Raw genomic sequence first — 16,675 nt, forward strand, 5'->3', positions numbered from 1 at the left:
TTGGAACCAGAAAAGCTTCAGCTATTGCAAGAAGGGACAGTGATTCCAGCTCATCCATTGGCTTTAACGGAACATCGTGAACTCGATGAAATACACCAACGCGCCCTAACTCGTTATTATATGGCAAGTGGCGCCGGTGGAATAGCGGTCGGGGTCCATACTACACAATTCGAAATTCGCGATGCCGGCTTGTATGAGCCTGTCCTCCGGCTAGCGTCAGAAACAGTAGAGCAAGCAAACTTAACACGTCCATTCTTGAAAGTCGCGGGTATATGTGGCCACATAGACCAAGCGGTACACGAGGCGGAAACTGCAAGAAATCTCGGTTATGATGTGGGTCTGTTAAGCCCAAATGGCCTGAATGATGCGACTGAGAAGGACCTATTGGCACGAGCTGTCGAGGTCGGTAAAGTCATACCTTTGTTCGGGTTTTATCTCCAGCCTTCAGTGGGAGGCCGCCTCCTAACATATGAATTTTGGCGGGAATTTGCGGAGATCCCGTACGTGGTAGGCATCAAGATTGGCGCGTTTAATCGTTACCATACATTTGATGTCATTCGTGCAGTATGTGAGTCAAGTCGTAGAGACCAGATTGCCCTATATACAGGAAACGACGACAACATTGTTGTCGACCTGCTCACCCACTATCGTTTCCAGGTCTCCGGTAAAATGGTTGAAAAAACTATAGTTGGCGGGTTATTGGGTCACTGGGCCGTGTGGACAAAGCGAGCTGTGGAACTACTTGAGGAAATTCGTCAGGCAAGAAAACGAGATGCCATTCCCACTCACCTTCTAACCCGTGGTACAGAAATTACAGATATGAACGCGGCACTGTTTGACGTAAAGAATGGATTCAAAGGGTGCATCGCGGGCATTCATGAGGTTTTGCGTCGGCAAGGATTGCTCAGAGGCACGTGGTGTCTCAACCCGAACGAAAAATTGTCCGCTGGTCAAAGGGAAGAAATTGACCGAGTATGTCTCACATACCCGCATCTGACCGACGATCAGTTTGTCAGTTCTCATTTGCAGGACTTTCTTTCTTCAAATTATGTTATTTAATAATTTTTATACAAATAAAGACATGGTCCCGCCCGAACAAGGGGTGGAAATAATGCGAACGATGTCAAACATCCTTCCAGCCAGCCCTCAACTCAGGCTGGCTTCCTGGGAGAATCGGTCGCACACCTTCGCGGGAGGGCGACCGATTTCGGATCCTCGTCAACGCCCGCCACATACCATCCCCTACCTCACAATCCGCCATGGATGTGTGTACACGTTGAACCCCTGCCCGCGGACAAATCCGACAGCCGTGATGCCGAGTTCCTCGGCGATTTGTAACGCCAAAGCGGTTGGCGCAGATTTGGCCAGTACAAGCCCCACGCCAATCTTCGCGCACTTCAACAGCACCTCGGACGACAATCTACCACTGAACGTAATCAGCTTGCCGGTCATCGGCTCACCGTGGCGGAAGGCGTGGCCATACAATTTGTCCAGTGCGTTGTGGCGGCCAATGTCGGTTCTGGAGAGCAGTACCTGGTCGGGTGTGCAGAGGCTGGCCATGTGCACACCGCCAGTGCTTTGCCACAGCTGCGCCTCGGATTCCATCGACTCCATCAGGCGGAAGATTTGGTCGGGGCGGATCTCCACCGCATCGGTGACCAGGCGGGCAGTGTGCGCGTCGTTATAAAAGTAGAACGACTGTCGGCCTTTACCACAGCAGGACGCGATGTATCGCTTGTTAAAGAACTCCTGGTTGAAGTTGACCGTGGACAGCGTGCGCACGCGAGCGGTGCCTCGAAAGTGGCTGAGCTGAATGTCCAACACCTGGTCCATACTGCGGATGACGCCTTCAGATGCGAGAAACCCGATGACCAAATCCTCCATGTACTCCGGCGTGCACACCACAGTGGCCATTTCCTGGTCGTTTACAAAAATCGTGAGCGCGTACTCGGTGGCCGCCACGTCGGTCACTTCAGACCATGCCCCTCCATCGAAGCGAAGAATCTGCCGCTCCTGCTGGAGCGGCAAACCTGGACCCTGTTCTGGGCGTTCGTGCGCCATCACGATTCGCCTTCTTTTCCTTCGGATTGCCGGACGGTCTGCCCGAATCCTTTCAGGAAGGCGAGGCCGACGCGGACGGCAGCGCTGACGTCCGGATCTTTCAGCTGCTTCACGAGTTCCACAATACCGAGCGGTTTAGACGCAGCCGATTCCGCGGCGTGTGCGAATTTCGACGCGTTGGCGAGCCCCGCGGAAACGCCCTTCCCATACTTCAGGATGGACTCCGCATCCACTTGCCCGAACGCCTCCGCCACAGCGATGACGTTTTTCAGCGCGTTCGTGGCCCCCGGCTGTGCCAGAATGTCCACGAGAATGTTGAGCACCCGGTCCCCCCGATGAAAGATCGCGGTCACCAATTCCAGGGCACCGCGGTCGTGCATGGCTTGCAGCAGCTTGAGCGCTTCGATGAGCCCGTCCGCGTCCGCGGCGGTCTCCTTGCGGACTTCCGCCAGACGCTCTGCCTCGAGCTCCGCCTCCGACTTCACGGGCCGGACAATCTTCTGAATCGGTTGTGCCATGTCTCACGCCTCCTCGTGCAAACTGCCTCTAGTTCTGTCCCACCAGTGGATGGTAGTCGCGCCGCGCCCACTTCTTCTCGACGTTCACGCTGGGCTGTGGGTTCGGGTGGCCGAGTCGGAAGTTGCCTTTGACCAGCGGCGACTGCCCTGTGAACTCGAGGACTTCCAGCTTCACGCGCATTTCCTTGTAGGCCGGTGTGAACGTGACCGTGTCGTGATGGCTGCTCGTGAGCAAGTTGACCGCTTCTTCGTCTTTTTTCGAGAGCATGGGAATGTAGATGCGTTTGCCGCGCACGCGGTCGGTTACCACAGCCTTCATCTTCACGCGCCCGTAGGGCGACACCACCCGGACCAAGGTGCCGTCCTGGATGCCCCGCTCTTTCGCCAACTCGGGAGACACTTCCACGTACGCGTACGGCACCTTCTTGTCAATGCCCGGCACCCGAGCTGTCATGTTGCCTTCGTGGAAGTGTTCGAGAATGCGCCCATTGTTCAATTCAATGTCGTACTCGTCCGGGAGTGATAGCGGTGGCGTCCAGTCCACAGGGTAGAGACGCGCTTTGCCTTCCGGCAGCGGGAAACCGTCTTCGTACAGCAGCGGCGAATCGGTGCCGTCTTCCCACACCGGCCACTGTAGGCTCTTGTAGCCTTCCAGCCGCTCGTAGGTGGCGCCTTTCATCAATTCGGTCAACCCGCACGCCTCTTCGAAAATCTCTTTCGGGGACGTGTAGTTCCAGTTGGCGCCGAGACGATTGGCCACTTCCTGGATAATCTGCCAGTCCGGCTTCGAATCGCCCAGCGGCGGCAGTACCTGGTACAAGCGCTGAATGCGTCGCTCGGTGTTCGTGAACGTGCCTTCCTTCTCGAGGCTCGGACTCGCGGGAAGAATCACGTCTGCAAACTGAGCCGTCTTGCTGAAGAACATGTCCTGCACCACGAGGAAGTCGAGCTTCTCAAACGCCGCCTGAACGTAGTTCGCATTGGAGTCGACAATCGCCATGTCCTCCCCTACGATGTACATGGCTTTCAATTTGCCTTCGTGGATGGCGTCCACCATCTGGTGGTTGTTGAGCCCCGGGTTGGTCGGCAGCGAGAAGCCCCAGGCCTGTTCATACTTGGCGAGTACGGCGGGATCGTTGGAGGGCTGATAACCCGGATAAAACGCTGGCGCGCAGCCGAAGTCCCCCGCTCCCTGCACGTTGTTGTGTCCGCGCAGCGGGTACGCCCCCGTGCCGGTGTGGCCCACGTTGCCAGTCACCAAAAGCAGGTTGCAAATCGCTGTACTCGTGTCCGATCCGCCCAAGTGCTGCGTAACGCCCATCGCCCAGCAGACGGACACCGCCTTCGCGTCCATGATCATCTCTGCCGCTTTGATGAGTTGTTCTTTTGGTAAGCCGGTGACTTCTGAGGTGTACTCGAGTGTGAACTTCTGAATCGACTCGATGTACGCCTCCACGTTGTTGACCTTCTCTTGCAGGAATTCGACGTTGTGGCGGCCTTGGTCGATGATGTACTTGGTAACACCCGAGAGCCACACGAGGTCCGTTCCCTGCCGGCAGTGCAGGAACAAGTCGGCGCGCTCTGCCATGATGTTCTTCCGCACGTCCGCAACAATCAACTTCTGTCCGCGCTTCTTTTGTGCCCGGCGAATGCGCGTGGAAAGCACCGGGTGGGCCTCCGCCGGGTTGGCGCCGACAATGATGACGAGGTCCGCCTGCTCGAGGTGTTCGATGCCCCCGGTATCGCCGCCGTACCCCATGGTCCGGCGCAGCGCCTCCGTCGCCGGCGACTGGCAGTACCGCGAGCAGTTGTCGATGTTGTTGGTGTGCATGACGGCGCGAGCCAGTTTTTGCATCAGGTAGTTCTCTTCGTTGGTCGTCTTCGAGGAGGAAATGAACGCGAGGGCGTCGTCTCCGTACTCGGCGCGAATCTCCTGGAATCGCTTCGCGATGAGGTCCAGCGCTTCGTCCCACGTGGCCGGGTAAAATGCGTCCCCGCGCCGAATCAGCGGCTCCACGAGGCGCTCGTTGCTGTTGACGAAATCCCAGCCGAACTTGCCTTTGACGCAGGTGGAGATCTGGTTCGCCGGTGCGTCCATCTGGGGATCCACCTTGAGGATTTTGCGGCCCTTGGTCCAGATATCGAAGCTGCACCCAACCCCGCAGTACGTGCAGACCGTTTTTGTCTTCTGGATGCGCGCTTCGCGCAGTTCCGCTTCCACTTCCGAGATGGCGAAGATCTGGGAGTAACCGGGCTCGACCTGTTTGGTCACGTCAATCATCTTGCTGAGCGTCCCGGACTCCACGCCGGTCAAGTACCCCGCTTCGCCGAGCATGGACTTCTCCATCAAGGCGTTGCAGGGACAAACCGTAACGCAGTGACCACATGAGACGCAGGACGACTCGTTGATGGGGACGTCGTTGTCCCAGATGACGCGGGGCCGCTGCCGCTCCCAGTCAATCGACAACACTTCGCTCACCTGCAAGTTTTGGCAGGCTTCCACGCAGCGGCCGCAGAGGATGCACTGGTCCGGATCGTACCGGTAAAACGGATTGGACATGTCCACCTCGTACGGTTTTGGCTCAAACGGATACGCCTGGTGTTCAATCTTCATCTGCATTGCGGTGTTGTGGATGGTGCAGTCGCCGTTGTTGTTGTCGCAGACGGTGCAGTACAGCTCGTGGTTGCGGAGAATCCTGTCCATCGCCTCTTTCCGGGCAAACCGCGCTTGCACCGATTTGGTTCGCACCACCATGCCGTTCTCCACGGGCGTGGCACAGGCGCGAACGAGCTGCCCGTTCACTTCGGCAATGCAGGTGTCGCACGTCTCAATGGGGCCGAGCGCAGGGTGGTAACACACGTGCGGATGATCCTGACCGGCACCGAGAATGGCTTGCAACACGGTCGTGCCGGGTTCAACGTGGACGGGGTTCCCGTCCAGTTCGAGGCGCAAGTACTCGTCTGGCATTCATCATGGCCTCCTCACAATCGTCATTTTTCTTCGGTCTCTACACGCGAACACGTAGAAGGCAAGGTAGGCCAGGCACCAGTCCGACGCTGGCCGTGTACACCTTGCGTTACACCTGCGATTGCGCGGCTTCCTGGACTGCCGCGTTCACTGTTTCTCTTCCGGCACTCCGCCGATACGCAAACCAGTACGCCGACGCAACGAACAACCAACCGCCGATGGCATTGCCGATAAAGGCCCCAATCCACTCCACAATGGTGCTGCCCCAGCTCACCGGTGCGCCCACAAAAATCCCGGCCGGAATAAAGAACATGTTGGCCACCACGTGCTGAAACCCGATGGCCACAAAGCCCATAATCGGGAACCAAATGCCAAATATTTTCCCGGTGATATCCCGAGCGCCGTAGGCCAGCCAGACGGCCAAACAGACCAGCCAGTTACAGCCGATGGCCGACGCGATGGTTGGGCCAAACCCGAGACTCGCTTTCGACACGGCGATAGCAATCGTCGCCTTCTCGTACGGTGCCACAGTCAACAGATGTGCCCACACGCCGAAGACCAACGCGACAAACAGAGAACCAATCAGGTTGCCAATGAAAACCCAGAACCAGTTGTAAATGAGGCCAGTCATCTTGATGCGTTTGTCGTGCAGGGCCATCGGCAGCGTCATCATGTTGCCTGTGAGCAGTTCGGCGCCAGCAATGACCACAAACATGAGGCCCACGGGAAAGACCGCGCCGCCAATGAGGCTTTTCAAGGTCCCCCATTCAGCCGGCAAACCTGCGGTGACGCGAATGTCAAACAGAGCCCCCAGCGCAATGAAAGCGCCCGCCAGAAAGCCGAGGACCAACAGCTTACCCACGCCGTACTTCGCCTTGTCCGTCCGGGCATCCGAGGCGACCTTGGCGATTTCCGCAGGTGTCAGAAAATTGGCTGACATGTCAAACATCCCCCTTTGTGGTTTGGTATGATCCGACAACCCGTCGGGGTTTCTCGATGTAAACGGTCTCTGTACCGGATTCGGCCGAATCACGATTGTTCTGACAATATTGATTATACGTTGAATGTGGTAAAATTCGCTAGATCCACAAGGTGATTCTCAGAATGGTGGGGATGAGCGAAGAATGGTAACAGGGGAATCGGGGTGGAAGTGAAGGATCGGCATAAACCACCAATATATGCGGCCCATTATCAGTTTCCTGTTCAATTTTGCAGTCCCGGACGGGGATGAACATGTCTTCCTCAAAAGGCATTACATGTACCTTGGCTTTCATCCGCTCCAGCGTCGCCTTTCAGTCTCCGCGGGTGTGACGGATAACGTCGCCCCTATGCATTCCCAGGCCATACATAACAGACTGTTAGATTCCTCGAAAGAAACCAGTTGTCCCAGAACCCCACCAAAAAAGTGTGCGAGGGAGGAGAATCCAAGACGGCGCCACTGTGCCTGCCTGTAAAACTCCATGCACAAGGAGATTGTCCAATCCTTTCGCAGTTTCCAACATATGATGAAACGACTGGACAAAGTGTACCGATTACGACTGGCTGGAGTGAGGTATGAGCCATGACGAACCGTGTAAGTCGTTCGCGTAAGCGTAAACAAGCGAAACAGACGAAGCAGGCACTGCATGCACTATATGAGCAGCAGGATCAGCAGGATCAGCAGGATCAGCAGGATCACCAGGATCTCCAGGATCTCCAGGATCTCCAGGATCTCCAGGATCTCCAGGATCACCAGGATCACCAGGATCTCCAGGATCACCAGGATCTCCAGGATCTCCAGGATCTCCAGGATCTCCAGGATCTCCAGGATCTCCAGGAACTCCAAGAACACCAAGAACACCAAGAACACCAAGAGCACCAAGAGCGCCTAGAGCGCCTAGAGCGCCTAGAACGCCTAGAACGCCTAGAACGCCTAGAACGCCTAGAACGCCAAGAGTACCAGGAGTACCAGCGGATGATACGAAAGGAGCTACGAAGATTATCGCGGGAATTAAAGCGTTTACGGGAACAGGAAGTTGAGCGTTTTAAACGCGAACTCGAAACAGCACGCCGTGAACCTGAAATAACACAGGAGCAGCAATCTAAGAACCAGAAGGAAAGCGAGATTGTACCTACAATCGGAGAGATTTTACGCGACGGCATGAAACAATGGATCAACGGCATTTTACGGTGAGTCATAACAAGCATCACAATCTACCAGCGGTATGACGCCTAGCTTCGGAATTCGTACCAAAAAATCTACTTAAGTTAACAGGTTGATTATCACGCAGAGGCGGGGTATCCGTTTATTAGAGGGAGTCGTATGCTTCTACGGGGAGGATCCATTTGGAAACAGGATGGAGTTCTAGAGTGGATCGAGAAATATCGCCTTTAAAAAAGAGAGATTGGTTTTTTCAACGGAGAATCTTGGTTAAACGTACAAAGATTCTTTAACCTTTTAGATATACCCCCGACTTTAGTAAAGTGGACCCTTTTGTTAAGACACGGGACACCGATGTTCTGATATCAGTCCTACAACCTTCCTCTCAAGACATGTATGCATACCGGGTTCCTTCGTTGGGGATATGAACATTTCAGGACTGCCCCAATGGGCAGTCCCCTTCAGTTCAACTGTTTTGGTTCAGCATGCGACGGATTTCATGATGGTCAATGGCTGTGCGTACGAGGAATCCGTTGTTTACAGTTTCTGTAACATACTGTAGACCGCTGACTCGAACTCGAGGAAGCCCAAGTACGAAGCTGCGTCTTGGAACGGGAATACTTGGGATGCCCAAAATCCGCCAATTCCGTTCTTGCGATCAATCCAGTAGAACAGATTCGCCAGTCCCGCCCACATCAATTGGCCTGCTGGCCGACCTGTTGGGGTGGGATCCTCGTTTACCTGGAATGTATAGGCCCACGACTTTTGCACCCCAGGGTAAAACTCGCCGTCATTCGACAGCGATGGATCGGAAGAGACCCAACCGCCGCTCTTCAATGCCCCTAGCCCGTTCTGACTCATTTTCGCAACCGTTTCCGCTGTCAGTACACGACCATATGGGCCCGTACCGTCATTCAGAATCATTCGGATAAACTTCATGTACTCACCAATGCTGGCGTACAAACCGTGGCCTCCCATGTCCATTTCGGGAGGTTGTGGCAAGATGAGGTCAGGGCGGGGCGTGAGTTTGCCGTCCTGTCCCCGAGTGTGGATGGTTGCACGGCGTTCCATCATCGACGGTGTGAGCGTGAATCCGATGTCTGTCATGCCGAGGGGAGCAAAAATACGCTCGGCCATGACTTCGCCCAGTCGCTTCCCGCGTACGGCTTCGACAACCTTGCCAACCCAGTCGATGTTGACGCCATAGTTCCAGCGTTCGCCTGGATCGAATAGCAACACACTCTGAATCGATGCGAAGGAACTATTGAGGATGGATGGGATTTCTTTTGCATTACGATATCTTTGATCCTCATGGCTGAAGAACTCGTAGCCGAAGCCAGCGGTGTGGAGCATCAGCATGTTGATGGTAATGTCGGTCCTGGGTGCTCTTAGTATCGGCCGCCCCTCTGAGTCAAACCCCTCGAGAACCTGAATCTCGGCAATTTCAGGCACATACTCCTTGACAGGGTCTTCAAGACTGACCTTGCCTTCCTCGACCAATTGCATTAATGCTGTGCCGGTTAGGGCCTTCGTGGTAGAGAAGAGAGCAAATACTGTATCGGGCGTCATGCGTGTTTCCTTACCGAGCTCGCGTGCTCCGGCTGCACCCTCGAAGATGTTACCATCGCGGTCCGTTACCATTGCGACCACTCCGGGTACGCCGCCGGCCCTGTCTACAGCGTTACTCAAAACCTTGTTGAGGGTATCATGCAGAACACTTTTGACCGCTTGACTCATCATATTTCCTCACCACCCAATCAAAAAGTCAGATAGTTCCGAAATATAAAGTATCATTCTCGGATCAGAACGGTCAAGTTACGTCGGATACCTCTCTTCCGTGTTTCCTCTGGCACCGTTGCACTACGCCATCACCGAGCAGCCAGGCAACACCTGACGGCACGAGAGCGCACGTGGACGGTTCCATCCTGCCGTTCCACCCGTTCCACACCAGGTAGCATCTGAATCAATGCCTTATCCGCCGTTTCCGATTGGAACGAGAGGTGATGACCCGCAGCGAATCTCGTAACCAGGCGCTTTGGAGAATCGAGCGCTATCACTTTACCGTGATTGAACATGGCCACCCTATCACAGAGCCGTTCCGCCTCTTCCATATAATGCGTTGTTAAGACAATCGTTTTTCCATCTTCACGCAATTGTAAAATGAGGTCCCATAGTTCACGTCGCGCACGTGGATCCAGACCGGTACTCGGTTCGTCTAGGAATACGACTTCCGGATCGTGAATGACCGCCATCGCCAAGGTTAGGCGCTGCTTCCAACCACCTGACAGGTCCTTAAACTGCTTATTGAGAACCTCGTTGAGACCCAACTCCTTTACAATCTTGTCTATATTGCAACGCTTACGATAGAAAGACGAAAACAGTGAGATGGCCTCTTTTACCTTCATCCGCTCCTGAATGGAAGTCGACTGGAACTGGACACCAATCCGTTGACGCAGCTCCAAAGGTTCCTTGTCTGGATCCAGCCCGAGTACTTGAACAAGGCCGGAGTCGCGCTTTCGAAGCCCCTCCATAATTTCGATGGTCGTCGTCTTGCCGGCTCCATTCGGACCGACAATCCCGAAAATTTCCCCCTGTTCAACGTGAAAACTGACGCCGCGAACCGCATGATGATTTTTGTATCGCTTATGCAATCCCTCAACCAGTATTGAATTTGGCACAACAATCCCCCTGAATGGCGTTCGGATAACTGTACATAAAGGTTACCCAATCCCGATCCGCCACGACCTGCAGGATATCTCCAGTCAGTAGAGCACCTTTCCCATTCGCGCCGCGACTCCAGTGAAGAACAGTGCCGCCAGCAAAGTGTCCGCCCACGTGAATGAGCTTGGTTTCACTCGTAAGTTGTCGTTCGTTGCCTTCCCAAAATACTATCCGGTCACTAGGACGCATGACCCATTCACGGTCGTTCTTATGTAAATAGATGGGGCAGTCAAACCTGTCGGCCCATTCAACCATGGCAGAGTAGTAATGCGGATGGGATATCGCAATCGCTTGATGCCGCCAATGCCTCGAATGAGGTCGGTGGTCACGTCGTCTATGTAGGTGATACAGTCCCACAGGATGTTGCCATCCGGAGTCCGAACCAACAGTGCTCGCTGTCCAATCCCGAATTCGGGAAAGGTCACAATCCCAATCAGGTTGGGTTCCTGCGCTTGAAAAGCATTTTTGTATGCCTTGGCCTTCATGTCTTCCAGCGTCGTCCAATGTTGTCCCTGATATCCGACGTATTGGCGCTCATCTTGGCATATGGGACAAACCTCGGGTGGATTATCACTTAGAGAAAACTGGGTACCACATGTTACGCAAATCCATGGAATCATGGTTTCGTCACCTCTGAACCCACTATAATCACGAATCCCAGTGACCTCTATACGCCTTTGGTTGTATATGAAAAGCCATTGAAATCTACGAAGTACGACTTCATAGACTCAATGGCTCTTTGCTTCAATTCACGACCGTTTGCTGTTAAGGTCGGTTACAGGTGAGGGCATGCGGATTTCTCCCCACCGGGCTCCCTGCTCGCTCACTCGGCTTTTTTCTATCGGTGTTGCGGTACAATCTCCTTATAGAAGCAACTCGAATACCCGTAGTGGCAAACGGGGGATTCGGGTACAACCTCCAACAGCACAGTGTCGTCGTCACAATCTACGACAATGCGCTGGACGTACACATACTTGCCGTCCTCCTCGCCTTTGACCTGAACGCGGCCAAGGGTACGCCGGAACAAGGTGACTCGTCCGGTCTCCAAGGTCTTCTTCCACGCTTCCTCGTTCACAAAGCCGACCATCAGGACCTCCCTGGTTTCTGCATGCTGCAATACCACAGGCACCAGACCGTTCAGTTTCGTAAAATCGAGCTTGGCCGTACCGACCGTCGTACCATCCGCTGTCATCCTCGGCATCCTCCCTCGTTCATCTATGCGAAACACAGCGCCGCATCGCCCAGCACTTTCGCTGCCTCTTTGGGACTGTCACTGGCATACACGGCCCGCCCAACAATCGCGTAGCACGAGCACCCTGGTGCAGCGGCAAACGCGTCCCTGATACTCCCTCCCATGGTCCCGATGCCTGTCATCAACAGGGTGGGCTTGCGGCTGGGCGTCGAGAGAAGTTCACTTACGCGTCGGACTCCTTCCAAGTTTGTGCTCGGTACGATGAAGTGCTCAACGCCCATCTTGAATCCATGTTCCAAAATTCGAGTGGGTCCATCATCGACCACGTATCCACCCCCGCTCACCTTGTACTCCACCATGGGGAAATCGCCCCCAAGGATGGGGCTAAGCTCTTGGCGCTGCGAATGCGTAACAAACTCTGCAACCGCTGAAGGGCCGGCCAAAGGAAAGAGGATCAGTCCGTCGACCCCTGCCTCCCGGCAGATGGCACAGAACTTTTTCGCCATGTCGGGAATGTCCAGCCCTGCCTTCTGGTGATCGTATAAGATGGGCAGGTCCGTGATCTCACGGATGCTCCGAACCGCATTGGCGAGCCCCAAGCGAAGGGCGCCAGCCATCCCCAGCTTAAATCCCACCACGCCCTCGACGTCGCACGTGTCCTCCACCACGCGCCGAATGTCCTCCACAGACTCCAAATCGAGCGCAGGGACGATTCCATATTCAGACCGAAACTTCAGATTACCCAATGGATGCCCTCCTGTCTTCCCCCAGGACCAACCCCGGCTTCATCTTTCCGACACTGCCGCCAACGCGGTATCCCGTTGCCAAGGGGGATGGTTGTCCTATGCCTCTCTCGTCAAAGCGGGAGCCAAATCATACGGATACCTGCTTTCAAGGTACTGGTGGGCAAACTGGTCAATTTTGTGCTGAATGGCAGTCGACAAGATGATGTGCGCTTGATTCGCGGTTTGCTGTTGTATCCGATCTCGAACTTCCTTCCAATGCGCCTCGTCTGCGATTTGTATACTCGGTGTTCCCACACCGTTGTGATGATAGATGACCTCGTACAAACCTTCGCGTTCACTTTCATCCACTGTCTCCACAACCAGGTGCCCCGCCAGGTTCACCACTTTCACTTCACCAGGAATGCTTCGCTTGAGTGGCACCATCCCGAATTTCATTCGGTCTTTGCCGTTGCTGTAGGCGGTTTTCATCGCCCAGCCGAGGGTGTCCCGGTTCATGTGCTGGTAGAATCCTGAGCCAATCCCATAAGCAACGAAATTCAAGGGAATGCCGCGGGCCTCAAGGATGGCGTCATAGCGCTTCATCACCTCGAAGCTCATGCCTTCCCCGATAAAGGCGCTGACCGTGTCCAGTAGGTCATTCGCCTTGGCGACCTGGTAGATTTCAATCGCCTGTTCAATGACATCTCCGCTGTCCGGCCGCATGGCAATCCGGATACCCCTGTCTTTCGCGTAACGCCCCAAGGATGGTAAACACTCACGGATGACACGGTTGGCATCGTATGTGTCAATCAGCAAGGCCACAACCTTCTGGCCATCTTGGTAGGTCACATCGATGGCGTGAATAAAGCTGTCGTACTCGTTGTCGAACTGCTGGGTGACTTTGTGAGACTGCGCCGAGACGCCCCCAAGCACCGCATGCGGTGTGTGTCGGCTGGTGTGGAAGTCGTCCGTTTGGTGCAGGGAAAGGTTCCACGCAGATCCAGCCCAGTACGCATCCTCCAAACTCCGGTGTGCCCGGAATCCATAGCTGTGGACCCGCCGGAAAAACGAGTCATCAAAACCGTAGAGCGCTTTTTTCTGCTCCAGGTATGTGCGGATGTGAAAGGCTTCCGTTGCGCAGTTGCTTGGAAAGTACGCCTTTAGGAAGTTGGCTTCCCACCACGTGACGAGTTCACCGAACCCCGCTTTGGTGTTGCGAATTTGGGCGAATGGCGTACCAACCGGGCACCACATCCCCTCCGGCAGTGTTTCAATCGAAATCGGCGCGTACCCATTGCACTCTTCGACCACTCGCAAAAAGAGTTTGGTCGGGAAAATCAATCCCATTCTCTTGGCGCACCGTTCCGCTTCTTCCACATGCGCCTTCGTGATTTGGATGGATAAAATCGACTGGACGATTTCCCGAAGTCCGTACAGGATCATGCCGGCCTTGCGGTTGTAAATGTGGCTGATTTCCCAATCTGAATTCACTTTCAGCCGATGGTGGGACAAGTTGTACGTGTCCGTCAGCGTGACTGGGTTATCCAGAATGTTTTTCAACATCACAGATTCCTCCCTCATTTGAAATCCAACGTCTGGGCGGCCGCCTTGTACACGAGCTACAAGAATCCATCCAGCATCTCACCTCCTGTTCTAAACGACAAAAAGGCGACATGTGCATCTGCACAGTCGCCTTCGGTGGTCCGATCAGCATCCATTAATTCATACATGTTATATTTGAATACTCGGTTTAATGAATTGAATATTAGCACGAACGCGAATTTTTATCAACCAGATTTACCACGGCCATGAGACAATTCTTCGGCCTTTGTTCCGCCACTAGAAATTCCCCACCTGCGGAATCCGTCTCTCGCAACGCGCTTCGCAATACGACTCGGCATGCGGGGCTCTTCCTTCCATGAACAAGCTTTCCTGTTCCAACTCCAGCAGTTGTTTCTTCATCTCTAAACCGCCCCGGTAACCTGTCAATGTTCCATTTTTACCGATGACCCGATGACACGGTACCGCAATCAAAACTGGATTTGCACCAATCGCGGCTCCAACGGCACGGACGGAACCCGGTTTTTGAATCAAATCCGCAATGTCCGAGTATGTTTGCGTCTGTCCGTATGGAATTTCGCGCAACGCGTTCCACACGGAGATTTGAAACGGAGTCCCGTGTAAATCCACAGGTATCGTAAATGTCTTGCGCTGTCCTCGGAAATACGCTGCGAATTCGGCCGCATAAGGTTGTAATCTCTCATCATTCCGCACCAATTGGCTGTTCGGAAAACGGTTTTTCACCCAAGTGGACAACGCTTCAAATGGCTGATTCTGAGAGCCGACGTAACAAAGTCCATTGGATGTCGCAGCGAGATATATTTTCCATTGTCCATTAACAAACAACGTCCAATACACCATTGGATGATGAATTGGTTGCACTGTCCAGCACCTCCATGGTGATTTCATGGTTGTGGGCAGCCAGGATGGATAGGAAGGTTGGAAGCTTTGTTTTATTCTTCATCTGGATGGCCACCGCACACAGTATACCCCGGATGACGGCCGCATGGACGTTTCCGCGAATATCACAGCAAGATTTCAAAAGCGCACGGAATGCACCTTCGATCCCCCCACCCCATCATCAATCCGTCTGCCGTGCATTTGTACGATGTTTGTCTCAACTCTCTCTATGAAACATGTCAGAAAATCACAGGCATGAGTTGACATCATCTTGTCACGGACGCTCAACATTTCGCGATGCAAGAAGTGATAAAATCGACGTGCAAAAAATTTCATAGGCCACTCTGACAACAGACGGAGAGATGACGACAGAATGAAAAAGCTAGCATATCGAGCATTGAGCTGTCTTACTATATTCAGTTTGATAGGGCTTACCGTCGGCTGCCAAACACCAGGTGCCACCAATAACGGCACTCAAAACACCGCAGCCTCATCGAGTCCGTCGCAAAAAAACGCATTCACCGTCGATATCACCAACTTCGCCTATAACCCAGGCACCCTCCACATTGCGAAAGGCACGACTGTCACGTGGCGCAATGATGATTCTGTCGCGCATACGGTTACCAGCGGATCGAACCAACAGCCAGACGGGATGTTTGATTCGAAGAACTTGGCCACGGGTCAAACTTTCTCTTATACGTTTCAAAAACCAGGAACGTATCATTATTTTTGCGCCTACCATCCGAACATGACCGGAACGGTTGTCGTCTCGAACACCAGTGCAGCGTCAAGTAACGACAATATGTCTGGTATGAACATGTCAGGTAACGATGGTATGGCAGGCATGAACATGATGAGTTCACAACGATCAACATCTAGCGGTAAAGACAACATCGCGCCACTTGGTACCGGGTGGTCTGGCGAACCGAAACAGGCAGATGATCTCCGATTGTTACCGTACAAGATGGAGAATGGGTACAAAGTGTTTCACTTGACCGCGCAGCCGGTCTGGTGGCAGGTCAAGCCAGGCCAGAAGGTCGAGGCATGGGCGTACAACGGATCGGTTCCCGGTCCGGAAATCAAGGTAGACCAAGGCGATAAAGTCAAAATCGTAGTGGAGAACAAACTACCGGAGGGAACGACCATACACTGGCACGGCTTGGATGTCCCGTTCGCACAGGATGGGACTGGCGGCATCAGTCAGCCCGATATTAAACCTGGCCAGACGTGGACATATACGTTTACTGTAACAGCGCCGCCGGGAACCTACATTTATCACAGTCATCCGATGAACGACATGCAAAAGCAAGAAGACATGGGTTTGTTCGGACCGTTCATTGTGGAGCCAAAAGGTACCGACTGGCAACAAGTGCATCCGGGATACCAGGATGAGTACACTCTGGTAGTGAATGATTCATCGCAATTTGGATATACCATCAATGGACTGTCGTTCCCGGCAACCCCTGTGTTACCGGCGAAGGTTGGCGACAAGGTGCTCGTGCACCTGATCAACATCGGATCGATGAACCATCCCATGCACTTGCACGGAATGCACTTCCAGTTGATCAACCAAGACGGTTACCCACTGCCTGCACCAGTGACCATGGATACGGTCGATACGGCACCGGGCACGACGTACGATTTGTCGTTCGTTGCGGATCAACCCGGAAAGTGGCTGTTCCACTGTCACATTGCGGCACACGTGACCGACAGCAAAGGGAACATGACGGGGATGGTCACGATGTTTGACGTCAAGAATTAAGTTCGCGTGAGCGAACTGGATTGTATGGAATCAAAAAATGCCCTGATGTAAAGCGTTCTGAGGCAACATAAAGGGAGCAGGCCATGCTCTATCGACCTGCTCCCTTTTCGTTTACGTGCAGAACCGTC

General features: G+C 53.9%; 15 protein-coding genes. 3 read left to right on the forward strand and 12 right to left on the reverse strand.

What is annotated here, in order from left to right; all coding sequences use genetic code 11:
- Positions 1-1,059 carry a dihydrodipicolinate synthase family protein gene (locus YWK_RS0108185; RefSeq protein ID WP_026964416.1) on the forward strand — a complete coding sequence of 353 codons (1,059 nt, stop codon included), beginning with the start codon at positions 1-3 and terminating at the stop codon, positions 1,057-1,059.
- Positions 1,060-1,242: 183 nt separating this feature from the next.
- Here YWK_RS0108185 and fdhD read toward each other — a convergent pair whose 3' ends face one another.
- The 5 genes from fdhD to YWK_RS22455 all read right to left on the reverse strand — a co-directional run bounded on the left by fdhD (position 1,243) and on the right by YWK_RS22455 (position 7,405).
- Positions 1,243-2,061: a formate dehydrogenase accessory sulfurtransferase FdhD gene (fdhD, locus tag YWK_RS0108190; RefSeq protein ID WP_051375363.1), complete on the reverse strand. Its 819-nt coding sequence runs from the start codon at positions 2,059-2,061 to the stop codon at positions 1,243-1,245.
- Positions 2,061-2,579 carry a helical membrane plugin domain-containing protein gene (locus tag YWK_RS0108195; RefSeq protein WP_026964418.1) on the reverse strand — a complete coding sequence of 173 codons (519 nt, stop codon included), beginning with the start codon at positions 2,577-2,579 and terminating at the stop codon, positions 2,061-2,063. Before YWK_RS0108195 ends, fdhD begins: the two co-directional genes overlap by 1 nt.
- Positions 2,580-2,607: 28 nt before the next feature.
- On the reverse strand, positions 2,608-5,547 hold the full coding sequence (fdhF, locus tag YWK_RS0108200; protein WP_026964419.1) for a formate dehydrogenase subunit alpha: 2,940 nt from the start codon (positions 5,545-5,547) through the stop codon (positions 2,608-2,610).
- A gap of 109 nt (positions 5,548-5,656) precedes the next feature.
- Complete coding sequence (locus tag YWK_RS0108205) at positions 5,657-6,487, reverse strand: formate/nitrite transporter family protein (RefSeq protein WP_026964420.1); 831 nt, start codon at positions 6,485-6,487, stop codon at positions 5,657-5,659.
- A gap of 690 nt (positions 6,488-7,177) precedes the next feature.
- Positions 7,178-7,405, reverse strand: coding sequence for a hypothetical protein (locus YWK_RS22455; protein ID WP_245578558.1), 228 nt, complete (start codon positions 7,403-7,405; stop codon positions 7,178-7,180).
- A gap of 96 nt (positions 7,406-7,501) precedes the next feature.
- Between YWK_RS22455 and YWK_RS21840 the strand changes: the two genes are divergently transcribed.
- Positions 7,502-7,720 (forward strand): hypothetical protein, encoded by a 219-nt coding sequence (locus tag YWK_RS21840; RefSeq protein WP_156909081.1) that lies wholly within the window; start codon positions 7,502-7,504, stop codon positions 7,718-7,720.
- Positions 7,721-8,224: 504 nt separating this feature from the next.
- Here YWK_RS21840 and acmB read toward each other — a convergent pair.
- The 7 genes from acmB to YWK_RS18960 form a co-directional block, all read right to left on the reverse strand.
- Complete coding sequence (acmB, locus tag YWK_RS0108215; protein ID WP_026964421.1) at positions 8,225-9,427, reverse strand: methyl acetate hydrolase AcmB; 1,203 nt, start codon at positions 9,425-9,427, stop codon at positions 8,225-8,227.
- A gap of 128 nt (positions 9,428-9,555) precedes the next feature.
- The gene (locus YWK_RS18945; protein ID WP_084453571.1) at positions 9,556-10,365 is read right to left on the reverse strand and encodes an ABC transporter ATP-binding protein; all 810 of its coding nucleotides are present in this window, start codon (positions 10,363-10,365) and stop codon (positions 9,556-9,558) included.
- A gap of 210 nt (positions 10,366-10,575) precedes the next feature.
- Positions 10,576-11,028, reverse strand: a complete 453-nt coding sequence (locus tag YWK_RS18950; RefSeq protein ID WP_051375365.1) for an MBL fold metallo-hydrolase — start codon at positions 11,026-11,028, stop codon at positions 10,576-10,578.
- 218 nt (positions 11,029-11,246) lie between these two features.
- Complete coding sequence (locus YWK_RS0108230) at positions 11,247-11,600, reverse strand: phosphoribosyl-AMP cyclohydrolase (RefSeq protein WP_026964422.1); 354 nt, start codon at positions 11,598-11,600, stop codon at positions 11,247-11,249.
- 23 nt (positions 11,601-11,623) lie between these two features.
- Entirely contained in the window at positions 11,624-12,346 is a 723-nt protein-coding gene (locus YWK_RS0108235; RefSeq protein ID WP_026964423.1) for an orotidine 5'-phosphate decarboxylase / HUMPS family protein, read from the reverse strand.
- A 96-nt stretch (positions 12,347-12,442) separates the two neighbouring features.
- Positions 12,443-13,888, reverse strand: a complete 1,446-nt coding sequence (locus YWK_RS18955) for a nicotinamide phosphoribosyltransferase domain-containing protein (RefSeq protein WP_051375366.1) — start codon at positions 13,886-13,888, stop codon at positions 12,443-12,445.
- A gap of 276 nt (positions 13,889-14,164) precedes the next feature.
- Complete coding sequence (locus YWK_RS18960; RefSeq protein ID WP_415782794.1) at positions 14,165-14,746, reverse strand: methylated-DNA--[protein]-cysteine S-methyltransferase; 582 nt, start codon at positions 14,744-14,746, stop codon at positions 14,165-14,167.
- A 412-nt stretch (positions 14,747-15,158) separates the two neighbouring features.
- Between YWK_RS18960 and YWK_RS20930 the strand changes: the two genes are divergently transcribed.
- Positions 15,159-16,547 (forward strand): multicopper oxidase domain-containing protein, encoded by a 1,389-nt coding sequence (locus YWK_RS20930; protein WP_051375368.1) that lies wholly within the window; start codon positions 15,159-15,161, stop codon positions 16,545-16,547.
- Positions 16,548-16,675 lie beyond the last annotated feature (128 nt).

The organism is Alicyclobacillus pomorum DSM 14955 (genome assembly GCF_000472905.1).
GTDB lineage: Bacteria > Bacillota > Bacilli > Alicyclobacillales > Alicyclobacillaceae > Alicyclobacillus_A > Alicyclobacillus_A pomorum.

Bases quoted from the DNA above. Each gene is read 5' to 3' on its own strand.
- fdhD (WP_051375363.1), bottom strand. From the start codon at position 2,061: ATGGCGCACGAACGCCCAGAACAGGGTCCAGGTTTGCCGCTCCAGCAG.
- YWK_RS0108195 (WP_026964418.1), bottom strand. From the start codon at position 2,579: ATGGCACAACCGATTCAGAAGATTGTCCGGCCCGTGAAGTCGGAGGCG.
- fdhF (WP_026964419.1), bottom strand. From the start codon at position 5,547: ATGCCAGACGAGTACTTGCGCCTCGAACTGGACGGGAACCCCGTCCAC.
- YWK_RS0108205 (WP_026964420.1), bottom strand. From the start codon at position 6,487: ATGTCAGCCAATTTTCTGACACCTGCGGAAATCGCCAAGGTCGCCTCG.
- YWK_RS21840 (WP_156909081.1), top strand. From the start codon at position 7,502: ATGATACGAAAGGAGCTACGAAGATTATCGCGGGAATTAAAGCGTTTA.
- acmB (WP_026964421.1), bottom strand. From the start codon at position 9,427: ATGATGAGTCAAGCGGTCAAAAGTGTTCTGCATGATACCCTCAACAAG.
- YWK_RS18950 (WP_051375365.1), bottom strand. From the start codon at position 11,028: ATGATTCCATGGATTTGCGTAACATGTGGTACCCAGTTTTCTCTAAGT.
- YWK_RS0108230 (WP_026964422.1), bottom strand. From the start codon at position 11,600: ATGACAGCGGATGGTACGACGGTCGGTACGGCCAAGCTCGATTTTACG.
- YWK_RS18955 (WP_051375366.1), bottom strand. From the start codon at position 13,888: ATGTTGAAAAACATTCTGGATAACCCAGTCACGCTGACGGACACGTAC.
- YWK_RS18960 (WP_415782794.1), bottom strand. From the start codon at position 14,746: ATGGTGTATTGGACGTTGTTTGTTAATGGACAATGGAAAATATATCTC.
- YWK_RS20930 (WP_051375368.1), top strand. From the start codon at position 15,159: ATGAAAAAGCTAGCATATCGAGCATTGAGCTGTCTTACTATATTCAGT.